Here is an 18,112-nt window from a genome sequence, read left to right on the forward strand (position 1 = left end):
TTAATGTAATTTTGCAAAATAACTGAGCTATATGGAATAAGTCGTTCGTTTATTATTGCCAATCCTTTATTTACAACACAGCCCAGCTTACGCCTTACTCTTTAAATAATCTCCCAGCCAAACCAAAAACTCATCGCTTGTCGTTGACACATTCAATCGTAGATAGGTCGAAGGTTTTGCCTCTGGGTTAAATAAATGCCCTGGAGCGACAAGCCAACCCTCATTATAAGCGTCTAATGCTAATTGTCCCGTATCTTGCTTGGTGTCCACCCAAATAAATATCCCTGACTGCGTATGCTCCGGATATTCAAGACCAATTTTAGGTAGTGCTTCACGTAGTCTTTGATGCGCTAAATATAAGTTTTGCTGAACTTTTTTAATCTGACGTCGATACTCGCCATGAGTCCATAGACGATGGACGACCCGCTCACCAAGTTCTGGCGTATTTGAATTACTTAATATTTTAATGCGTATGACATCATCAATAAATTTTTCAGGGCAAACGAGCATTCCTACACGCCAACCTGATGCCATCAGTTTTGAAAATCCTGTGGCATAAAACACCCGCTCGAACTGATCAAGACTGGCATATCGTAGCGCTTGACCGTTTGGCACCAGCGAGGCATATAAATCATCTTCAAAAATGTAAGCGTCATATTTATGAATCAAATTAAGCACTTGATGCGCTCGGGCAGGATGCAAATGATAAGACGTTGGGTTATGAAGGACACTATTGGTTAAATACAATTTTGGTCTATACGCTGCAAACATCTTTTGCAACTGCTCAATATCAGGGCCTTGATGATCGCGATCAACCGCGATGACATTTAAGCCTTGCTGCTGCAGGGAGCTGGATAACCAATACCAACCTGGGCTGTCTACCAACACCGTGTCACCAGCTTGGGTAAGCAGCTGACTGACCATCGTCACCGATTGCGAGACGCCGGCGGTGGTCACAATGTTGTCAGCACAGGTTTGCAGCCCTAGTGTATTTAAATGCTGTGCAAACTGCTGACGCAGCGGCAAATAACCTTGGATATTTCCGTAGTTATAAATAAAGTCGTCAGCTTGCTGGGTAACCTGCCGGATTGCCCATTCCATTTTGTCATTGCGCACCCAATCGTTTGGTAGCGTTCCTGAGCCTGGTGAAAGGTGATGCGGAGTGTTGTTAAGGACTTGTAATAGCCAACGTGTATCTATGACTGGATACTTATTTATGCGCTCATTTTTAGCGTATTGGTGGCTCGATCTTAAAGCCGCATTGACATAGTAGCCTGAGCTGGGTTTGGCAATCAAGATATTGGTTGCGACCAATTGCTCATAGGCCTGAGCGACTGTAAAGCTTGAAATATTTAATAATTTTGCCAATTTTCTGACCGATGGCACGCGCTGATTAGGCAAATAAATTTGCCAATCGATGCGCTGCTGAAGCCATTCAGCGACGGCGGCGGTTTTCGTTAGATTAGGATTCAAGCGATAGCTGCTGTCCATAAAAAACCTGTTTTTTATTAAAATTAATGATTGGTTGAACCGTCATGGTAAAAGCAACGATACAGATTGTTTGCTAGAAGCAAAAATGTATAGGTACTGTCATGGTCAATTAAATTATAGTTTGAATTGTTTATAACTGTCAAAACGATCAAGGTGAAAAATAATGGGGTTTAAAAGCAATACACCGTCAGCACTAATTCTACCTACCATGCCAATTTTAATGCTAAAGCGTTTAAGTGAGCTAAAAAACAACACGCTTAACGCGTTCATCAATCATAAGAAATCAGGATAACCATATGACGCCTTTACAAACGGCATTAGCTATCTTAGTGACCTTTATTTGGGGTGTAAACTTTTCATTTATCGCTTGGGGACTTGAAAGCTTTCCGCCACTGATGCTGACAGCAATGCGATTTTTCTTTACGGCTGTGCCATTGGTTTTTTTCTTAAAGCCGCCTAAGTTTAATCGGACGCTATTCATCTATGCCATTGGCACCTTTGTCATGCAGTACGCTTTTGTTTTCACAGCGATGCATCTAGGCGCGTCGGCTGGGCTTACCGCACTGCTATTGCAGATTCAGATTTTTATCACGGTACTTTTGGCCTATTTCATGCTGGGCGAGACCGTAAGCCGTTTGCAGATTGCCGGAATGGTATTTGGCATTTTAGGATTGACGACCATTACGCTTAATCTTGGTGGCGACATGCCGCTGACGGGCTTTATTTGTATTTTGATTGCGGCTATTGGTTGGAGCTTTGGCAACATTGCCTCAAAGCAAATATCAAAGCAACCTACCAAACAAGCATCGCTGCAAAATCCTAATGTATCGACGGTTTCAACTACTGATAATAAAACTAAAGCATCGGCATTATCTGCTCTATCACTGGTGGTTTGGGGCGGACTGATTGCCTGCGTAATTTTAATGCTATCTTCTTTTATCTTTGAAACTGAGGCTTGGCAATTGGCAACGTTTACGCAAGCTTCGCTTAAGTCTTGGTTGTCGCTTGGCTTTATTGTTTATATCTCAACCTTAATAGGATTTGGACTTTGGGCGCATTTATTGGCTCAAAATACAGCGTCCAAGGTTGTGCCATTTGCTTTACTTGTGCCGATATTTGGAATGATCACCTCGGTGCTGCTACTTGGGGAGAGCGTAACGTGGTGGAAGATGCTGGCAATGGTGTTCATTTTATCAGGTTTGGTACTGGCAAATGTGAAAATCAGCCGCGCTAAAAAACTGGCTCACCCATAAGATCATCTAGATAATTTTATGATGAGCTCAAATAAAATCTATTTATTCAGTTTATTAAATAAGGAAACTTATATGAAAATGATATGTCTTGACGTCGAAGGTGTTTTGTTTCCCGAAGTTTGGCAAGCGATTGCAGCAGAAACTGGAATTGCTTCTCTTAAACTTACTACTCGCGATGAGCCAGATTATAACAAACTTATGGCTGACCGAATTACTGCTTTAAATGCTGAAGGCATAAGATTTGACGATCTGATTGCTTGTGCCACTCGTATTGATCCTCTACCTGGTGCAGCAGAGTTCTTGTTACGGTTACGACAACGCTATCAAGTCTCGCTAGTCTCTGATTCTTATTATGAATTTCTGCAACCACTTAGCGTGAAACTAAGTATGCCTGCAATATATTGCCATAATTTAATTCGTGCAGAAGATGGAACAGTACAAGGTTGGCAACCCAGACTCATTGACCAAAAACCGAAATGTGTACAAGCCTTTCAAAAACTTGGTTTTGAGATTTTTGCAGCAGGTGATAGTTTCAATGATATTGGTATGCTAGACGTTGCAAATCGCAGTGCTTTTATTCATGCGCCAAAACACATTTCAGCGTTGCGACCCGATATTCCCGCCTGCAAAGACTACAAGGAATTGGAGTATTTCATTAATCAAGAGAACTGGTGTCATAATCACTAATCTAATAAGCTAAGGATGAATACAATCATCCGGATATCTTCGATTTTGATTGCTGATGCTAGCGATAGTGTTCATTCGGGTTTATCTTCTAAAAATTTTATAGCTGATTTATACATACAGGTCTGTATACATCTATTATTAAATGGTCTATAATGAGTTATAAATCATTCGTAAAATAGGCGTTATAAGCGTATGTCAAAGAAAAAAGAAGATATCTTGAATACTGCCATAAAGCTGTTCAACGAATATGGCTTCGTTAATGTAGGGATAGACAAGATTATTAATGATTCTAACGTGGCTAAAATGACCTTTTATAAATACTTTCCATCTAAGGATGATTTGATTAAAGCCTGCTTGTTAGAACGAGATAAGCTAATTAGAGCCAGTATCATGCAGTCATTAGATTCCTGTGACAACGGCATAGCTAAGCTAAAAGGTTTATTTGATTGGTATGAAAACTGGTTTAAACAAAAAGACTTTTTTGGCTGTATGTTTGTCAAAGCTCATGATGAGCTAGCTCAAGATGCGCTTTTAGTCACTATCATTATTGATCATAAAACTTGGTTGACAAATACTATCGCTATTTTATTAAAAGATATAAAAACTGAGTTATCAGCTTCGCAAATTAGAATCATTCTAGATGGTGCTACTGTGAATGAAAATGTATATGGAGACAATGCGGCGATTGTAGAGTCGTGGGCATTGGTTGAAAAAATTTTGAACTGTGATTAATGAGATTTACGTACCCTATAATTGAGGATATAAAATGCAACTCGAGATTAATGTGGTCGACGCTTTCACTGATACCGTATTTAAAGGAAATCCAGCCGCCGTCATTATCACTGACAATTGGTTATGCGAAGACTTAATGCAATCCATTGCAATGGAGAACAATTTACCCGAAACCGCTTTTTTAGTTCCCGATGAGTCAGATGAACAAGGGGTTTACCACATTCGCTGGTTCTCTCCGACGACTGAAATTGCTTTTTGTGGTCATGCTACTTTAGCATCAGCTTTTATTTTATTTAAGAAAAATCCAAATTTAAAAAGTATAAGGCTACTCACTAAAACTGTTGGGGAGTTAACCGTTGTCCATACAGAGTCTGGCGAAATTCAAATGGACTTTCCCAACACTAAGCCGAAAAAGGTTGAATATGTGCCTAGTGTATTACTTGAAGGATTGTCTATAGCTCCTATAGAAGTTTACCGAAATGATCAAGCCTACTTTGTGATCTATCATTCTGAAAATGATGTTCTCACTGTTAAAAGAAACAATGAGTTGCTTAAACAACTAGCCCCTTTAAAGCTAGTTGTAACATCCCTTTGTGAAAATGAAGATTATGACTTTATTTCTAGATACTTTGTTCCAGCAGACGGTGGAGTTGAAGACCCAGTAACCGGATCAGTCCATACAGGGCTTGCACCATTTTGGGCAGAGCGTTTAAATAAGAATGATCTGATAGCTTATCAGGCGTCGAGCCGTGGCGGAGTACTTAAATGTATCGTGAAAGACGATAGAGTTCTTATATCCGGTAACGCTGTACAGTATTTAACAGGGTTTATCAATGTCTAATTTTTTATAGGTTAAATAAAGGTCATCATATGTTAAACGTTAAAATATAGCTCGATGAATTAAAGTAGCATGTTTTTTATTTATCATGACCATCGTTATAGTACCTAAAAATTAATATGAGTAGAAATATATTATGATTAATGGGAATCAGAACCTTATCTTAAAACAAAATACTTTAGGAATTATCGGTGGCATGAGTTGGGAAAGTACCGAAAGCTACTATCGTCTAATCAATGAAGGGGTAAAGGCTAGACTTGGTGGATTACATTCAGCAGATTTGATAATTCGTAATCTAGATTTCGCACCAATTAGTGAGCTGCAAGCAAAAGATGGGTGGGAAGAAATGGGCAATATATTGGCTAATAGCGGTAAAGATTTGAAAGCCGCTGGTGCAAAAGGGTTGATGATAGCCACCAATACCATGCATAAAGTTGCAGAGAATGTGAGAATTGCTACAGGTTTGCCATTAATTCATATTGCTGATGCTACAGCACAAGCTATCACTCAAAAAGGCTTAAACAACATTGCGTTATTGGGCACTAATTTTACGATGACCCAAGATTTTTATAAGCAACGTTTGATTAATGCAGGTTTGACAGTAATGATACCTAATGAGGTAGAACGAACAGAGATACATCGTATTATCTATGATGAACTATGCCAAGGACAATTGCTTGACAGTTCACGTCAGTACTATAGTGAAGTCATTAAAGACTTAGAAATGCAAGGAGCAGAGGGTGTGATATTAGGCTGCACTGAGATTGGTCTACTTATTAGTCAAGAAGATAGTCTTATTCCAATATTTGATACTACAGCCATCCATGCAGCCGCCGCGGTCGATTTTTTACTTATGAATATTTGATTTTATGATCACATTTTTAATAGTCCTCCAAAATGACTAGGCGCTGTTTATTCACGAACCTGACCGATTCTGTACGTAACAAAGCCATTTGGAGCAATCATGTTTATTCCTCAATCTTTTAAAGAAAACGACTTTGCTAAGATTAAGTTGTTTATTAAAGAGCATCCGCAAGCGACACTTATTGCTCAGACGTCTTGCGGGCTAGAAGCTTGCCATATCCCAATGTATTGGCAAGATGATGGCAGTAAATTTGGCAGCTTGTATGGTCATATGGCTAAAATCAATCCGCTTAATAACAACGATAATACCACGACGCCATGGTTGGTTATATTTCAAGATTCGGGACATTATATCAGTCCTAATTGGTATCCTAGTAAGGCGGTGACTCATAAAGAAGTCCCCACTTGGAATTACCGCAGTGTGCATATCCGCGGTGACGTCAGCTTACTGACAGCGCATCATGAGCTCATTGATATCTTATCAAAGCAGACTTTTGAGTTTGAAGCCCGTCAAGAAAATCCTTGGTCACTTGAAGACGCGCCGGAGTCTTATATTCAAGCGATGTGCGGAGCTATAGTCGGAATCCGCATTAATATTACGGACGTCCAAGCCCAGTTTAAGCTGAGCCAAAATAAAACAGATGATAATAGATTAGGTGCTATCGCAGGTCTTAAACAGCTTAAAACTGCTAAAGCAGATGAGATGGCAAGATTGATTGAAGATGCAAAATAAACTTAGTTTGTTCATGAAAAAAGAACGCTTTGCTATTTGGCGTTTTCATTTTCCAGAGGGTGCAGATAATTCTGGCTTTGTCGGTTGGCTTGCTATGTATCTCAAAACCCAGTTTGGGAATGGTGTTTTTGTAGTCTGTAGTCAAAACAGTGCCGACGGTGGTATTTTTGACTACTGGGGCTGTCCATGGTCACTACGCGATGAAGTAATTGATGCAGTGCAACAACTGGTAGATAATCGTTAGCACATAGCTATCTTACTTTATATTTAACTATACAATTATCAATTAATATATTACTTATTAGAGCCTTTTTGATTACCATTATTAGGTTATAGACTAAATCAACCAAACTAATGATAGGAATAAGCTTCAATGAATTTAGCTTTATTTGATTTTGATGGCACTATCACGCATACAGATGCTTTCACAAAATTTATATTTTTTGCTGCTGACAAGCAACGCATAAAAAGAGGTAAATTATTACTACTTCCAGAAGTCATTGCCTATAAAACTCGCGTAATAGGTGGCAAACGTATCCGACATAAAATATTTAATTTCGCTTTTAAAAACACGATTGAAAATGAAATAAAAATAAAAGCTTTAGAATTTTCTGAAAATATCATCCCAAGTTTAATCAGACCGCAAGCTATGGATAGAATCAACTGGCATAAAGATAGAGGCGATGAGATTAGAGTCGTGTCTGCATCATTAGATTTGTATTTAGTGCCTTGGTGTAAGCAACATAATATAGCGTTATCTTGTAACGAAGTTGAAGCAATTGGAGGCACTATCACAGGTAATTTTATAGGTCACGATTGTAGTTCGTACGAAAAAAGAAGAAGAGTTGAAAATGCCTATAATTTGTCTGATTTCACAAATATCTATGCATATGGTGATACTTCCGAAGATAAAGAATTGCTTAAACTTGCTAATTATCCATTCTATCAATATTTTTAAGACATATTATTCGGTGCTAATAAGCAGAAGATACTCCTATAACAGACGTTATGATAGCCATAAGATAAATGAGTTTAAGCATAAAAATTATCTTGTCTTCTGTATAAAATCAGAAGGACATTGACCAAAAAAATCTTTAAACGCGGCAGTATAGTCAGTTCACTTTAAAAGAGTTATGGTTTGGATGAATGTCATAAAACAGCTTTGATAAGTCATTTTCTATCCAACCTTGTCTTAAGAATTTTACTTGAGCCCACTTGTTTTCGATAAGATTTAAGTCAGGACTGTAAGGCGGCAGCCAAAGGATACGATGACCATGACGGTTGAGCAGTTTGGCAATGCGACGGTTTTTGTGAAAGGAGGCGTTATCCATAACAATCACACATTTGGTTTTAAGGCTTGGAATCAGTTTGTACTTGCACCAGTCATAAATCACCCGCCAATTGACGTTCTTTTCAATGAATTCTAGCGCAAACAAGGCCTTTTGATATAAAGCTCCGATGACGTTGGTACGTTTTTTGCCTTGCCAATTGTCGCTGTCGATACAGGGCTTACCTATCGGTGCATAACCATATGGTCTTATCGTTTCATGCTCAAAGCCACTTTCGTCCATATAAACGATGGGAAAGCCTTGCTGTTTGAAGCACTGAAGCTTGGCTTCAAACTCAGCTCTTTTCATCGGGCAAGCGTTTGGGTGTTCTAAGGTCTTTTTTTTTGCTGATTCCCAAGCGCTTTAATGCCTCACAAATCCCTGAGGCACTGCAGTTCAAGCGGGCAGCACGTTCGTAATGATAGCTGTCGGGATAGTCTTCAACGTCTTTACGCAACGCATCATCGGGTATCTTTCGCGCGGTGACATTGCGAGTGGTTTTACTGTGAAGCCGCTTCTTCCACTTTTGAATGGTGGTCGGGCTGATGTCATAAAATACGGCAGCTTCAGCAAAGGTCATGCCTTTATCTAAGCTTTTAAGCACTTGTTTGCGAAAGTCTAAGGAATAGGTCATGATTCATTGAGGTGTTAGTTAAGATGTTTTATTTTATAACATTTTTAGGGTGATTTGGCTATATAAGCACTGTGACTGCTATAGCCGAACTGAAAGGCAATATGAGTGATAGGCAGCCCTTCACTAAGCGCCTCTAACGAATAAAGCAATCGCGCTTGTTGTCGCCATTTCCCAAAAGAAATACCTGTTAATTTTACAAATTGACGTTCAAAAGTTTTTGCTGAGATATGAAGCTCGTTTGCCCATTTAGGGATAGACCGTGAATCGGTAGGGTGATGAATCAAATACTCACAAATATTATGATAACGAGCGTCCTTAGGCCAAGGAAGAAGTAAGTTCAAAGACGTTTGCCGTTTTAGCGCTTCTAACAGTAAATTTACTAACAAAGTGGCATAATTATCATTTTGATAATCAACGGGAAGTAACGTTGTTTCTAATATCAGCTCTTTAAGAAGAGGTGAAACATTAATAACGTAGCTCGTATTAGGCATCTCTGTACAGATAGCGTCCGTTTTAATGAATAAACTACGTACTTTAGTATGACTTCGCATCACCACAGTATGCTCTTCTTGAGCCGCGAGCCAAACTGCACGATTTGGTGGGATCAGCCACCTTCCAGCAGCGGTTTCAACCAACAAAGTGCCAGAGATAGCATATAAAAGTTGGGCGCTATTATTATGAGTATGGGGCGCAATAACGTACCCTTTAGAGTAATCTACAGCTATTCCATGCACTGGCAGTTGCGAGAATTCAAATTGGCTTAACTTTTCTGATTGTTCTATTGTTTTGCTCATGATTGTCTTTTTCTCTACATATTTAGCTCTATTATAGATAGTAAGTCAATTATATAAGCGTCTACTATATCAATCTATTCTTGATTATTAGAGCGTTTGTTATGTTAATTGACCCAAGCCACAAATATATTGCCTATCTACGTGTCCAACTTACAGATCGCCACTGGCCGGATCAGACGATTAAAAAGGCGCCAATCTGGTTATCTACTGACTTAAGAGATGGCAATCAGGCGTTATTTGAACCGATGAACCTTGCTAAAAAGCACCGGTTGTTCCAAAAACTGGTGCAAGTGGGCTTTAAAGAAATAGAGATAGGCTTTCCTGCCGCCTCACAAATTGATTTTGATCTTTGCCGTCAGTTGATTGAGCAAGATCTAATCCCTAGTGATGTGACCCCTATGGTGATGACGCAATTACGTCATGATTTAATCGATCGCACGGTTGAGAGTATGCGCGGCGCTCGGCGGGTGATTGTTCATTTATATAATGCCATTGCGCCAGCTTGGCGTGAGATAGTTTTTAACTTATCTGTCGATCAAATTGAGCAGTTAGTGCGCGATCATGTCAGCTATTTAAAAAAGCGCGTCACTGATTTTCCAGAAACAGAATGGGTATTGCAGTATTCACCCGAGACGTTTTGCATGGCAGAATTAGAGGTGTCTTTGCAAATGTGTCATGCCGCAATGGATGAGTGGCTCGAAAATGATACTCAAACCATGATTATAAATTTGCCCACTACCGTTGAGGTCAGCACAGCAAATGTATTTGCAGATCAAATTGAGTGGATGCATAGACATCTAAAGCGACGCCAGCAAGTTATTTTATCCGTTCATCCTCACAACGATCGCGGCACTGGAGTGGCTTGTGCTGAGCAAGCTTTACTTGCAGGTGCAGATCGTGTGGAAGGTTGTTTGTTTGGTAATGGTGAACGTAGTGGTAATTTAGATTTGGTGACGATTGCATTAAATATGTATTCCCAAGGTGTTCATCCAAATTTAGATTTTTCTGACATTTCAGGCTTAGCATTAGCAGTTGAGGAATGTACGGCAATTGCGCTACACCCCCGTCATCCTTATGCTGGGGATTTAGTATTTACCGCATTTTCAGGATCTCATCAAGATGCGATAGCTAAAGGTTTTAAACAACAAAAAGACGATGCGCCATGGCGCGTGCCGTACCTACCTATTGATCCTAAAGATATAGGGCGTACGTATGATGGTATTGTTCGCGTGAATAGCCAGTCAGGTAAAGGAGGTATTGCCTATTTATTGGAGCAAGACTATGACATTCAAATGCCGCGCCGGATGCAAGTTGAATTTAGCTCAATCGTACAAAAACAAGCCGACAGTGCTGAAGCTGAGCTGACAGGTCAGCAGCTTTGGGAGTTGTTTACTCAAACATATCTACACCCTGAATTGTCTTCAGGCATCTATGGTTATCAGCGACATTCATTGTTTGAAACCTCATCATCTCAAGAAATTGTACTCAACTTAAAGTCTGCGCAAGGTAAGTATCGGCAGGTGAAGGGTCACGGAAATGGTCCTATTGCCGCAACTTTGAATGCTCTATCTATGAAAGCATCTGTGATGTCGTATGAAGAACGCAATTTAGGTAAAGGCAATGATGCCGAAGCTATTGCTATGATTGAGTTGTCGGTCGCTGATCTACCAGGCACCTATTTTGGTGTAGGTATTCATACCAACAGTACCACGGCAGCTATCCTTGCGGTTTTGAGTGGTTTGGCGCGGATTGATAAATTAAATTAGTGAAGTTTGCTTAGGGGGGGGGGAGAAGAAACGTTCATCATCTTCTAGGCAACTACTTTTGGCGATGCGGTACAATTTTTGGAGAGTTAGAAAGTATATTAAAGCTCTTCTAAATACCTCTATTTAGAATAAATCGTATAAAATATATACTAATAAATGCATAATTTTTATACTACATTAGTGACCAAAATTAGGGTATTTAGCTTGGAAAATAACTTTAAATTGTGCTAAATGTCATTTAATATTTTATCCCGTACACCTTTACACGTAAAGCTTTGTAGGTTAAAGTAGCTTAAGATATATTAATGAAATCTTGCGGGTCTAGCCTGTCACGCCGGGGGTCGCGGGTTCGAGTCCCGTCCGCTGCGCCATATTTAAAACTTAGTTAGCTTTTAATTTAAGTGCAAAAGTTTCAACCTCAAGTAATGATTTGCTTGAGGTTTTTTTGTGCTTAGATTTTATATATTAAGCTTTATTGACCTTGATATACCACTTCGGCTGCATGGCTTCAAAATCTTGGCGCTCGTTCAATGGCAAATAACTGGCAGAATCTAAAACAAAAGACTGACCATCGATACGCTTAAAAACGACCCAATGCCAAAAGCTAACACCATCATCTACGTGATGCTTAATCGCTAATAATGCTAAATTTGGTAGCGCCTCCCAAGACTTAAATGCTATCTCGCTATGGGAAGCTTGAAACCCTAAATAAGCTAACAGCTTGCGGACATACTGCGTGTCTGACCAAAGCGATTTATCAGAAGCGTAAACTCCCAAATCATTAGCAATCGATTTCATTTCCGAATAGCTTTTACCGGCGATATTGGCAACTGACGCAATGCCGCAGCCGGTTGCTTCTTCTTGAATGACAGATTTTATCATTTCTATTTTCTCATTCACGATTTTATTCTGTTGCAAACTCAAGATTAGCTTTATAACTATCAATAAAACACAGTCGGAAAGTAAACAAAGGGCGCTGTACCATTTATAACAATAATATCGTTAAACTGCCAAAATAGCTTGTTTTTAGATAAATAACTGGTAATGAAAGCAGTGAAAACAGTCACCATAAATTGTAGTTTTAGCATTATTTTTTTATACTGTCATGAATTTCTGAGCTTCAGGTAACCCTATGCACTGCGATGTCTATAAATTCCCGCGCCATGATGATATGTACGTCTATATCGCCCGCCCTGACTATCCAAATGATACCGACGAATTAAAAGACTGGCTTGGCGTATTACCGCAAGACCTGCGAAAAACACTTGGTACGGCAAAGTTTGTCATGCATTTGGATTTGAACACCACACCAAAACTTGCGCGGGTTGATAAAGCCGAAGTCCTTGAAAAGCTTGCTACTCAAGGCTACTTTGTTCAACTGCCGCCACCTGACGTCTTGCGCCGACAAGCTGAGCTGCGCGCCCGTGAGGCTCAAGATAAAAAATACGATTGAACGAGAGTCAACGGTAATCTGCCAAAAAGTCGAGGCTAAGATACACAAAGCAAAATACATTTTGCGCAAAAGTCGTGATAAACTAGCGGCTTACAAGTGGCAACCGGTCAAAAATCGCCGCGAGCAATGAATAACAGTAGGTAGCTAAACACGCATGGATTGGTTAAAAAGTATTTTACAAAGCTTACCGCTTGATACAATCAGCGATATTTTGGGCGAAATAGTCATCTGGTGGAGTCAGATGGTCAAAGGGGTTCCACCTGATGATTTGCCCATGTATTCTTATGTTGGCGGTTCAATTATCGTTCTTGCGCTTTGGACACTGGTGGCTCGGATCATGCCAAAACCTCTTGGCGGTATGACTTGGATCATGATTTTTGCGATTCTACTTACCCCCGGCTCAGCGCTTGGGGATCCTAGTATGCTCGCCCCTGCCAGCATCAGTGTGGTTTATGCCCTTATGATGAAAGACACGGCATTAGCAATCGATAGCGCCATCCCTATCTTAGTAGTATTGGTCGTTGGTATGTTTATCGGTTTTATTTGGCAGCTGATTCGCGGGGCATTTGAATCAAGTCTCGCTACCGCCCGAATCCGCAGTAGCGAAGATGCTAAATCTACGATGAATCTATGGCTAGGAAATTATTTAGCACGCTATAATCATTCAAAAGACACAGGATTGCTCTCTAAATTTCCCATCACCAGAACTAAAACCGCCGTAAGCTCAGCCACTGAGTCAGCTTCCATTAAAAGTCATGACAAAAAAGCAGAGTTGAATGCAAAACAAGAATCTCAAGCCGCTGAATTAAAAAAAGAGCAAATGAACGTTGAAATGGCGAAAAAAGACCTTGCTGAAACAGCAGACATCAAAAAGCCATTATCTAAATCCGACAGCGTCGAGATAACTAAAAAATAGTAGCTTATGACCTTTTATTAAACTGAGTCATTAAGCAAAAGCAAGAAAGGATCTTATAAGATGCCTTTTTTTATGGATGAGTTAAAGATTTAAATGCGCCATAAAAAATCAGCCACAAATTGCGGCTGATTTTATCAAAGTGATTTAACTCTACTTATTAGCACTTTGGTTTAATAAACGGGGCGATTCCAAGCATCATAGATAGCAGGTCGCGCTTCTTCCCAAGTCAATCGCGACTCACCACGATGATTATCCCAATCATTTGCAAGGCTACTTTCAATCACTTCAAATGGCTGGTCGCGACCGTAGCGTTTGCGCTGGGCATAGCCATAAGAATAAGCATTACGGTAGTCGGTATCATAATCATAACTTGGGTTGTAATACGCCGTCGTCGTATACTGTGATCGCCAATAATTGTCTTCGTCAGTATTGCCCTCAAAAGCGTTACCAAGAGCATTTCCGGCGCTTGCTCCTACCACTGCACCAACGGCACCGCCTGCCAGCGACCCAAGAGGACCCCCTGCGGCGCCCAAAGTAGCTCCTGCTACAGCACCACCAACCATTCCAGTTCCGCTAGCAACTGGGTTTGACTCTTTTTGAGTCTCATTTGGGTCAGTTGGGTTTACTGCTTCGCCAACTTCTTGACCACCTGCGCCGCCCATGGCTGCACCGGCAAGACCACCTACCACTGTCCCGACGGGACCAGCAACTGAGCCTACGGCGGCGCCTGCGGCTGCCCCGCCAACAGCTCCGGCACCACTTGCCATGGAATGCGGTTTTTCGTGGGCTTCTTGAGGGTCAGTTGGGTTGACCATTTCGCCGGCTTCGTGACCGACTTTACTTCCGGCCATCGCACCAATTGCACCCCCTACTACTGTGCCAACAGGACCTGCTGCTGAACCTACTGCTGCCCCTGCGGCTGCCCCACCAAGAGCGCCCGTTCCAGTAGCCACTGGATGCGGCTTATCTTCATCATCATGAACCACACCTGCCACATGGTGACGCTCAGTTGTATTGGTATAATGCGGATATTCACGCGGCTCGTAAGCTCTTCCTGCCATTCGAGCATCGGTTCTGTCCCAACCATCACGAACCATATCACGGGCTTGTAGCCACGTCATTTTTGAAGCGCCTTTCACTTCGTTCCATTTGCGCTCAAGATCTGATTCTGCATCTTCAAATCGCGTTCCTTCTGGATAATGAACTCGTGAAGCGTAACCTACGGCATAAGCAGGGTGATAATCGGTCTCATAGCTGTAGTCAGCGTTATAATAAGGTCTGGTGGTGTGCGTTTCTTGCCAGTAATCGTACTCAACGGTTGGATCAAGCATTTCGCCGGCTGAGCTGCCTGCAACGCCCCCAACAACTGCGCCAATCGCGCCACCAATAAGCATGCCAAGTGGACCACCAACTGCGCCAATCATTGCGCCTGCTGCCGCGCCACCTGTACCACCAATAGCCGTTCCGATCGGGTGCGAGCCCGGTTCACCAGTGATAGGATCAGCGTTATTATCGTGAGCTACGTTATGCTTGTTATCCATAATATTTTATCCTTCTAAATTTTTGAATTTTATAGTTTTCTAAGTTATTTACAGGATTTACTTCAATCTTGTGCCAACGCCTACTTTAAAAGAGCAATCGTCTGGAACACGGTTTAATATAGCAGTATCTCATTATAAGTTTGTGGCAAGTCGCTATAGCTAACATAGTAGTTGCGTAAATGCAGTTACGCGATTGCATTATATTGTTAACTAAAATCTAGTAGTAAAACTGACAAAGTTTTGCTTTTAATCAAAAGGCAAAACTAGTTGTCAAAAAAAGCGCAAGCGGTTAATTTTAAAAATTAATTGTTAGTCAATCATCGACTTTATAAAAAATTATTGTTAACCTAACGACCATCGTTAAATGGATGTAACTTTTAGTTTCATGGGTTTAAGATGTCATTGTTTTAAATTGCAAATTGTGACCTGAGATATTTATGATGAGAACACCTCTTTATCTTGCTCTACTTCCCGTTTTGTTTTTAGCAGGATGCGCAAGCCAACAGCCAACCCAAGTGCCCCAAAAGCCGGTTCGTAACGCCAACGTTCAAGTTACAGAAAGCCAAACCATTCAAAAACCAAAACCCGTGGTGGTAAAGCCTGCCACGCCCGCCCCAAAGCCTGAGCCAAAGACTTATTACTCAAGCTTTGAAGACTGGAAAGCAGACTTTAGCCGTAGGGCAATTGCCTCAGGACAAAGCCCATCCGAAGTTCAGCGCTTGCTGGCGTCAGCGACTTTAAATCAGCAGGTCATCTCATTAGATTCAGGTCAGCCCGAGTTTTCTAAGATGCCTTGGGATTATGCCGATTCTGCTGCCTCTGATGGTCGAGTGAGCACCGGTCGCCGCAAGTTTTCTGAGCAAAGCTCTTATTTATATAGCTTGCAATCACAATACGGCGTCAATGCTGAGATTATCGCCGCAATTTGGGGTATGGAATCGTCTTTTGGCGCGGTCACGGGCAACAGCTATTTGCCAAGCGCGTTGGCAAGTCTTGCTTATGATGGTCGCCGCCGTGAGTTTGCCGAATCGCAATTACTTGCTTTGATGACCTTGCTTCAGCGCGGCGATGTGCCGTGGTCACAGCTTGATGGCTCTTGGGCAGGAGGCATGGGTCAAACGCAGTTTATTCCTGCCACTTGGCTTAAATTTGGCGTTGATGGCGACAACAACGGTCATAAAAACCCATGGTCCACTCAAGACGCCCTTGCCTCCACCGCCAACTATTTAAGCAAGTCAGGCTGGGTTCGTGACCTTGCGCCATTTTATGAAGTCAGATTGCCGCCAAGTTTTGATTATTCAACCGTAGGCTCAAAACTTCCTGCAGCAAGATGGGCGGCGCTTGGCGTTGACACCATTGATGATGTGTTTTTAAATGCCAATACCCAAATGGAGCTTTGGCTTCCTGCCGGTAAAGATGGTCCTGCGCTACTTTTAAGTCCAAATTTTGATGTGATTAAGGTGTATAACAACTCCTCAAACTACGCGCTTGGGGTCAGCTTATTAGGTCGCACCATTGCCGGTCAATCAGGACTGCGCACTTCGTGGCCACGTCACGAGCGACCGCTGTCAACCAGTCAGGTCACGCAGCTACAAAACCGTTTGACCCAAGCTGGCTACGACACCAAAGGCGCGGACGGCATCATTGGCACCAACACCAAAAAAGCCTTTCAGCGTTGGCAGGCAGATAACGGTCAAATCCCTGATGGCTTTATCTCTCAGCGCAGCGCAGCGGCCTTGACTTCTTGGTGAGCGCCATGGCGGTTGCCATTTTTTCTTAGCCGCTATTGGCAAGAGCAAAAAAGTCAATTTTTACAAAAAAAGCCCTAAAATAAAGGGCTTTTTTATATTAGCTCAGCATTTAATTTGCCACCCCTTCTAGCACTTGCAGCGGAAAGGTAATCACATCAAATGCCAAGGCAAAAGGCAGTAGCACCAGCTTTTGCGCGCCACTTTTATTATTTGTCGCTGGTTGCTGCAGCGTCATCGTATAAAAGCTCACCAAGTAAGGTCGGCTTAATTGCCGATACTGACTTTGAATCATGGCTAGGTTATTTACAGGTGGATAAATAACACCCTTAACCGGAACGCTAAAGCAAAAGCGCTGCGCCAAAATGCGCTCATCACTGGTGGTAGTGCAATCTTTGCCGCCATTTTGCAAAAAAAACTGATAATCACGGCGACTAAATTCATCTTTTAATTTGGCATACGACAGCTTCATCGTTCCTTGAAAATGACCATCATTGTTAGGCACTAAAAACGCCATATCGTTATCCACTTGGATATTTTTTGGCGTCAAATTGGTCAATAGCGTGGTCATTTGCTGACCACCATCGGTCAAAACATAGCTGTTGTTATAGCCCACAATCACCATGCTGGCACTGGGTAGATTGGGCAGACTTTGCGCTGGTCGACCAAAGGCAACGATATTGTCTTCACTGATGACTGTTCGTACCGTTTTGGTCGCCTGCCGGTCAGCTTCAAGTAAGGCACTGGTGGCGCAACCTGAGGCAGTTAAAATGGCAGCAATGGACACCCCAATCACGGCTGATTTGGCAAAAGGTAGTGAGTTTGTTTGTTGGCAAGCTTGAGTAGCTTGCATGTCATTCTTTTTTGATGGTTTTACAACCGCTGAATTGTTTTTAGTGGCTGCTGCCTGTTTTGGACTGTTATTTGCTATTGGCATGATACGACCTCCTTGTCCCATCAACGACTCATATTCGCTAACCGAGTCGTCATTTACCTATTTTACTTATGATAAAATCACCAACTGGCACAACTCCTATCTTAGCATCAATCCTAAAGTTAAAATGATAATCATTCAAAAATTATATTCATACCAACCAGCCAAGAAACCGCAAATTATATCTTTGAGAATACTGATAAAGCGCAAATTGGTAAAATTATTGCCATTAACGCGCCGAACAGCTTGTAAAAAAGGCGCGAACCTTTCATAATAAATGCGGTTTTTCAGGAGAGCGTTTTATCTGTTATTTAAAAAAAGATAAGACCACCGAAGGCGCAATCACCCTAACAATCGCTCAGGTCACCGGACTGAAATTACCCTTTGCCAATGCAGCTTA

General features: G+C 41.5%; 19 protein-coding genes, 1 pseudogene and 1 riboswitch. Of the genes and pseudogenes, 12 read left to right on the forward strand and 8 right to left on the reverse strand.

Annotation, left to right across the window (positions count from 1 at the left end):
* Window positions 1-87: 87 nt before the first annotated feature.
* The gene (locus ACZ5XY_RS02270) at window positions 88-1,491 is read right to left on the reverse strand and encodes an aminotransferase-like domain-containing protein (protein ID WP_464742581.1); all 1,404 of its coding nucleotides are present in this window, start codon (window positions 1,489-1,491) and stop codon (window positions 88-90) included.
* A gap of 296 nt (window positions 1,492-1,787) precedes the next feature.
* Between ACZ5XY_RS02270 and ACZ5XY_RS02275 the strand changes: the two genes are divergently transcribed.
* The 8 genes from ACZ5XY_RS02275 (at window position 1,788) to ACZ5XY_RS02310 (ending at window position 7,556) form a co-directional block, all read left to right on the forward strand.
* A complete protein-coding gene (locus ACZ5XY_RS02275; RefSeq protein ID WP_464742583.1) occupies window positions 1,788-2,744 on the forward strand; it encodes an EamA family transporter in 957 nt (318 codons plus the stop codon).
* Between the two features lie 72 nt (window positions 2,745-2,816).
* A complete protein-coding gene (thrH, locus tag ACZ5XY_RS02280; protein ID WP_464742585.1) occupies window positions 2,817-3,431 on the forward strand; it encodes a bifunctional phosphoserine phosphatase/homoserine phosphotransferase ThrH in 615 nt (204 codons plus the stop codon).
* Window positions 3,432-3,623: 192 nt separating this feature from the next.
* A complete protein-coding gene (locus ACZ5XY_RS02285) occupies window positions 3,624-4,163 on the forward strand; it encodes a TetR/AcrR family transcriptional regulator (RefSeq protein WP_464742587.1) in 540 nt (179 codons plus the stop codon).
* Window positions 4,164-4,197: 34 nt separating this feature from the next.
* Window positions 4,198-5,004, forward strand: a complete 807-nt coding sequence (locus ACZ5XY_RS02290; protein ID WP_464742589.1) for a PhzF family phenazine biosynthesis protein — start codon at window positions 4,198-4,200, stop codon at window positions 5,002-5,004.
* A 133-nt stretch (window positions 5,005-5,137) separates the two neighbouring features.
* Window positions 5,138-5,866, forward strand: coding sequence for an aspartate/glutamate racemase family protein (locus ACZ5XY_RS02295; RefSeq protein ID WP_464742591.1), 729 nt, complete (start codon window positions 5,138-5,140; stop codon window positions 5,864-5,866).
* A gap of 99 nt (window positions 5,867-5,965) precedes the next feature.
* Window positions 5,966-6,598, forward strand: coding sequence for an FMN-binding negative transcriptional regulator (locus ACZ5XY_RS02300; RefSeq protein WP_464742593.1), 633 nt, complete (start codon window positions 5,966-5,968; stop codon window positions 6,596-6,598).
* Window positions 6,588-6,842: a DUF6196 family protein gene (locus ACZ5XY_RS02305; RefSeq protein ID WP_464742595.1), complete on the forward strand. Its 255-nt coding sequence runs from the start codon at window positions 6,588-6,590 to the stop codon at window positions 6,840-6,842. Before ACZ5XY_RS02300 ends, ACZ5XY_RS02305 begins: the two co-directional genes overlap by 11 nt.
* Window positions 6,843-6,971: 129 nt before the next feature.
* Window positions 6,972-7,556, forward strand: a complete 585-nt coding sequence (locus ACZ5XY_RS02310) for an HAD-IB family hydrolase (protein WP_464742597.1) — start codon at window positions 6,972-6,974, stop codon at window positions 7,554-7,556.
* A gap of 154 nt (window positions 7,557-7,710) precedes the next feature.
* Here the strand turns inward: ACZ5XY_RS02310 and ACZ5XY_RS02315 are convergent, their stop codons facing one another.
* The 3 genes from ACZ5XY_RS02315 to ACZ5XY_RS02325 are packed head-to-tail and all read right to left on the reverse strand — an operon-like array spanning window position 7,711 to window position 9,354.
* Entirely contained in the window at window positions 7,711-8,235 is a 525-nt protein-coding gene (locus ACZ5XY_RS02315; protein WP_464741094.1) for an IS630 family transposase, read from the reverse strand.
* Window positions 8,222-8,560 (reverse strand): IS630 transposase-related protein, encoded by a 339-nt coding sequence (locus ACZ5XY_RS02320; RefSeq protein WP_464741096.1) that lies wholly within the window; start codon window positions 8,558-8,560, stop codon window positions 8,222-8,224. The genes ACZ5XY_RS02315 and ACZ5XY_RS02320 overlap by 14 nt, the downstream gene beginning before the upstream one ends.
* A 44-nt stretch (window positions 8,561-8,604) precedes the next feature.
* Window positions 8,605-9,354, reverse strand: coding sequence for an AraC family transcriptional regulator (locus ACZ5XY_RS02325; RefSeq protein ID WP_464742599.1), 750 nt, complete (start codon window positions 9,352-9,354; stop codon window positions 8,605-8,607).
* Between the two features lie 101 nt (window positions 9,355-9,455).
* Here ACZ5XY_RS02325 and ACZ5XY_RS02330 point away from each other — a divergent pair, with 101 nt between their 5' ends.
* Window positions 9,456-11,120 carry a 2-isopropylmalate synthase gene (locus ACZ5XY_RS02330; RefSeq protein ID WP_464742601.1) on the forward strand — a complete coding sequence of 555 codons (1,665 nt, stop codon included), beginning with the start codon at window positions 9,456-9,458 and terminating at the stop codon, window positions 11,118-11,120.
* A gap of 465 nt (window positions 11,121-11,585) precedes the next feature.
* Here ACZ5XY_RS02330 and ACZ5XY_RS02335 read toward each other — a convergent pair whose 3' ends face one another.
* Window positions 11,586-12,002 carry a hypothetical protein gene (locus ACZ5XY_RS02335; protein ID WP_464742603.1) on the reverse strand — a complete coding sequence of 139 codons (417 nt, stop codon included), beginning with the start codon at window positions 12,000-12,002 and terminating at the stop codon, window positions 11,586-11,588.
* A 250-nt stretch (window positions 12,003-12,252) separates the two neighbouring features.
* Between ACZ5XY_RS02335 and ACZ5XY_RS02340 the strand changes: the two genes are divergently transcribed.
* Both ACZ5XY_RS02340 and ACZ5XY_RS02345 read left to right on the forward strand, forming a co-directional pair.
* Window positions 12,253-12,573, forward strand: a complete 321-nt coding sequence (locus ACZ5XY_RS02340) for a YcgL domain-containing protein (protein ID WP_464742605.1) — start codon at window positions 12,253-12,255, stop codon at window positions 12,571-12,573.
* A gap of 154 nt (window positions 12,574-12,727) precedes the next feature.
* Window positions 12,728-13,489, forward strand: coding sequence for a hypothetical protein (locus ACZ5XY_RS02345; protein ID WP_464742607.1), 762 nt, complete (start codon window positions 12,728-12,730; stop codon window positions 13,487-13,489).
* 170 nt (window positions 13,490-13,659) lie between these two features.
* Here the strand turns inward: ACZ5XY_RS02345 and ACZ5XY_RS02350 are convergent, their stop codons facing one another.
* On the reverse strand, window positions 13,660-14,586 hold the full coding sequence (locus ACZ5XY_RS02350; RefSeq protein ID WP_464743703.1) for a glycine zipper domain-containing protein: 927 nt from the start codon (window positions 14,584-14,586) through the stop codon (window positions 13,660-13,662).
* Window positions 14,563-15,030, reverse strand: a pseudogene (locus tag ACZ5XY_RS02355) (glycine zipper domain-containing protein); the annotation flags it as partial. The gene ACZ5XY_RS02350 and the pseudogene ACZ5XY_RS02355, both read right to left, overlap by 24 nt.
* A 437-nt stretch (window positions 15,031-15,467) precedes the next feature.
* Here ACZ5XY_RS02355 and ACZ5XY_RS02360 point away from each other — a divergent pair.
* Window positions 15,468-16,781: a lytic murein transglycosylase gene (locus ACZ5XY_RS02360; RefSeq protein WP_464742609.1), complete on the forward strand. Its 1,314-nt coding sequence runs from the start codon at window positions 15,468-15,470 to the stop codon at window positions 16,779-16,781.
* 109 nt (window positions 16,782-16,890) lie between these two features.
* Here ACZ5XY_RS02360 and ACZ5XY_RS02365 read toward each other — a convergent pair whose 3' ends face one another.
* Window positions 16,891-17,715 carry a YidX family protein gene (locus ACZ5XY_RS02365; protein ID WP_464742611.1) on the reverse strand — a complete coding sequence of 275 codons (825 nt, stop codon included), beginning with the start codon at window positions 17,713-17,715 and terminating at the stop codon, window positions 16,891-16,893.
* A 275-nt stretch (window positions 17,716-17,990) separates the two neighbouring features.
* Window positions 17,991-18,096: riboswitch (glycine riboswitch) on the forward strand.
* The last annotated feature ends 16 nt before the right edge of the window (window positions 18,097-18,112 follow it).

Source organism: Psychrobacter sp. GTC18467 (assembly GCF_055397455.1).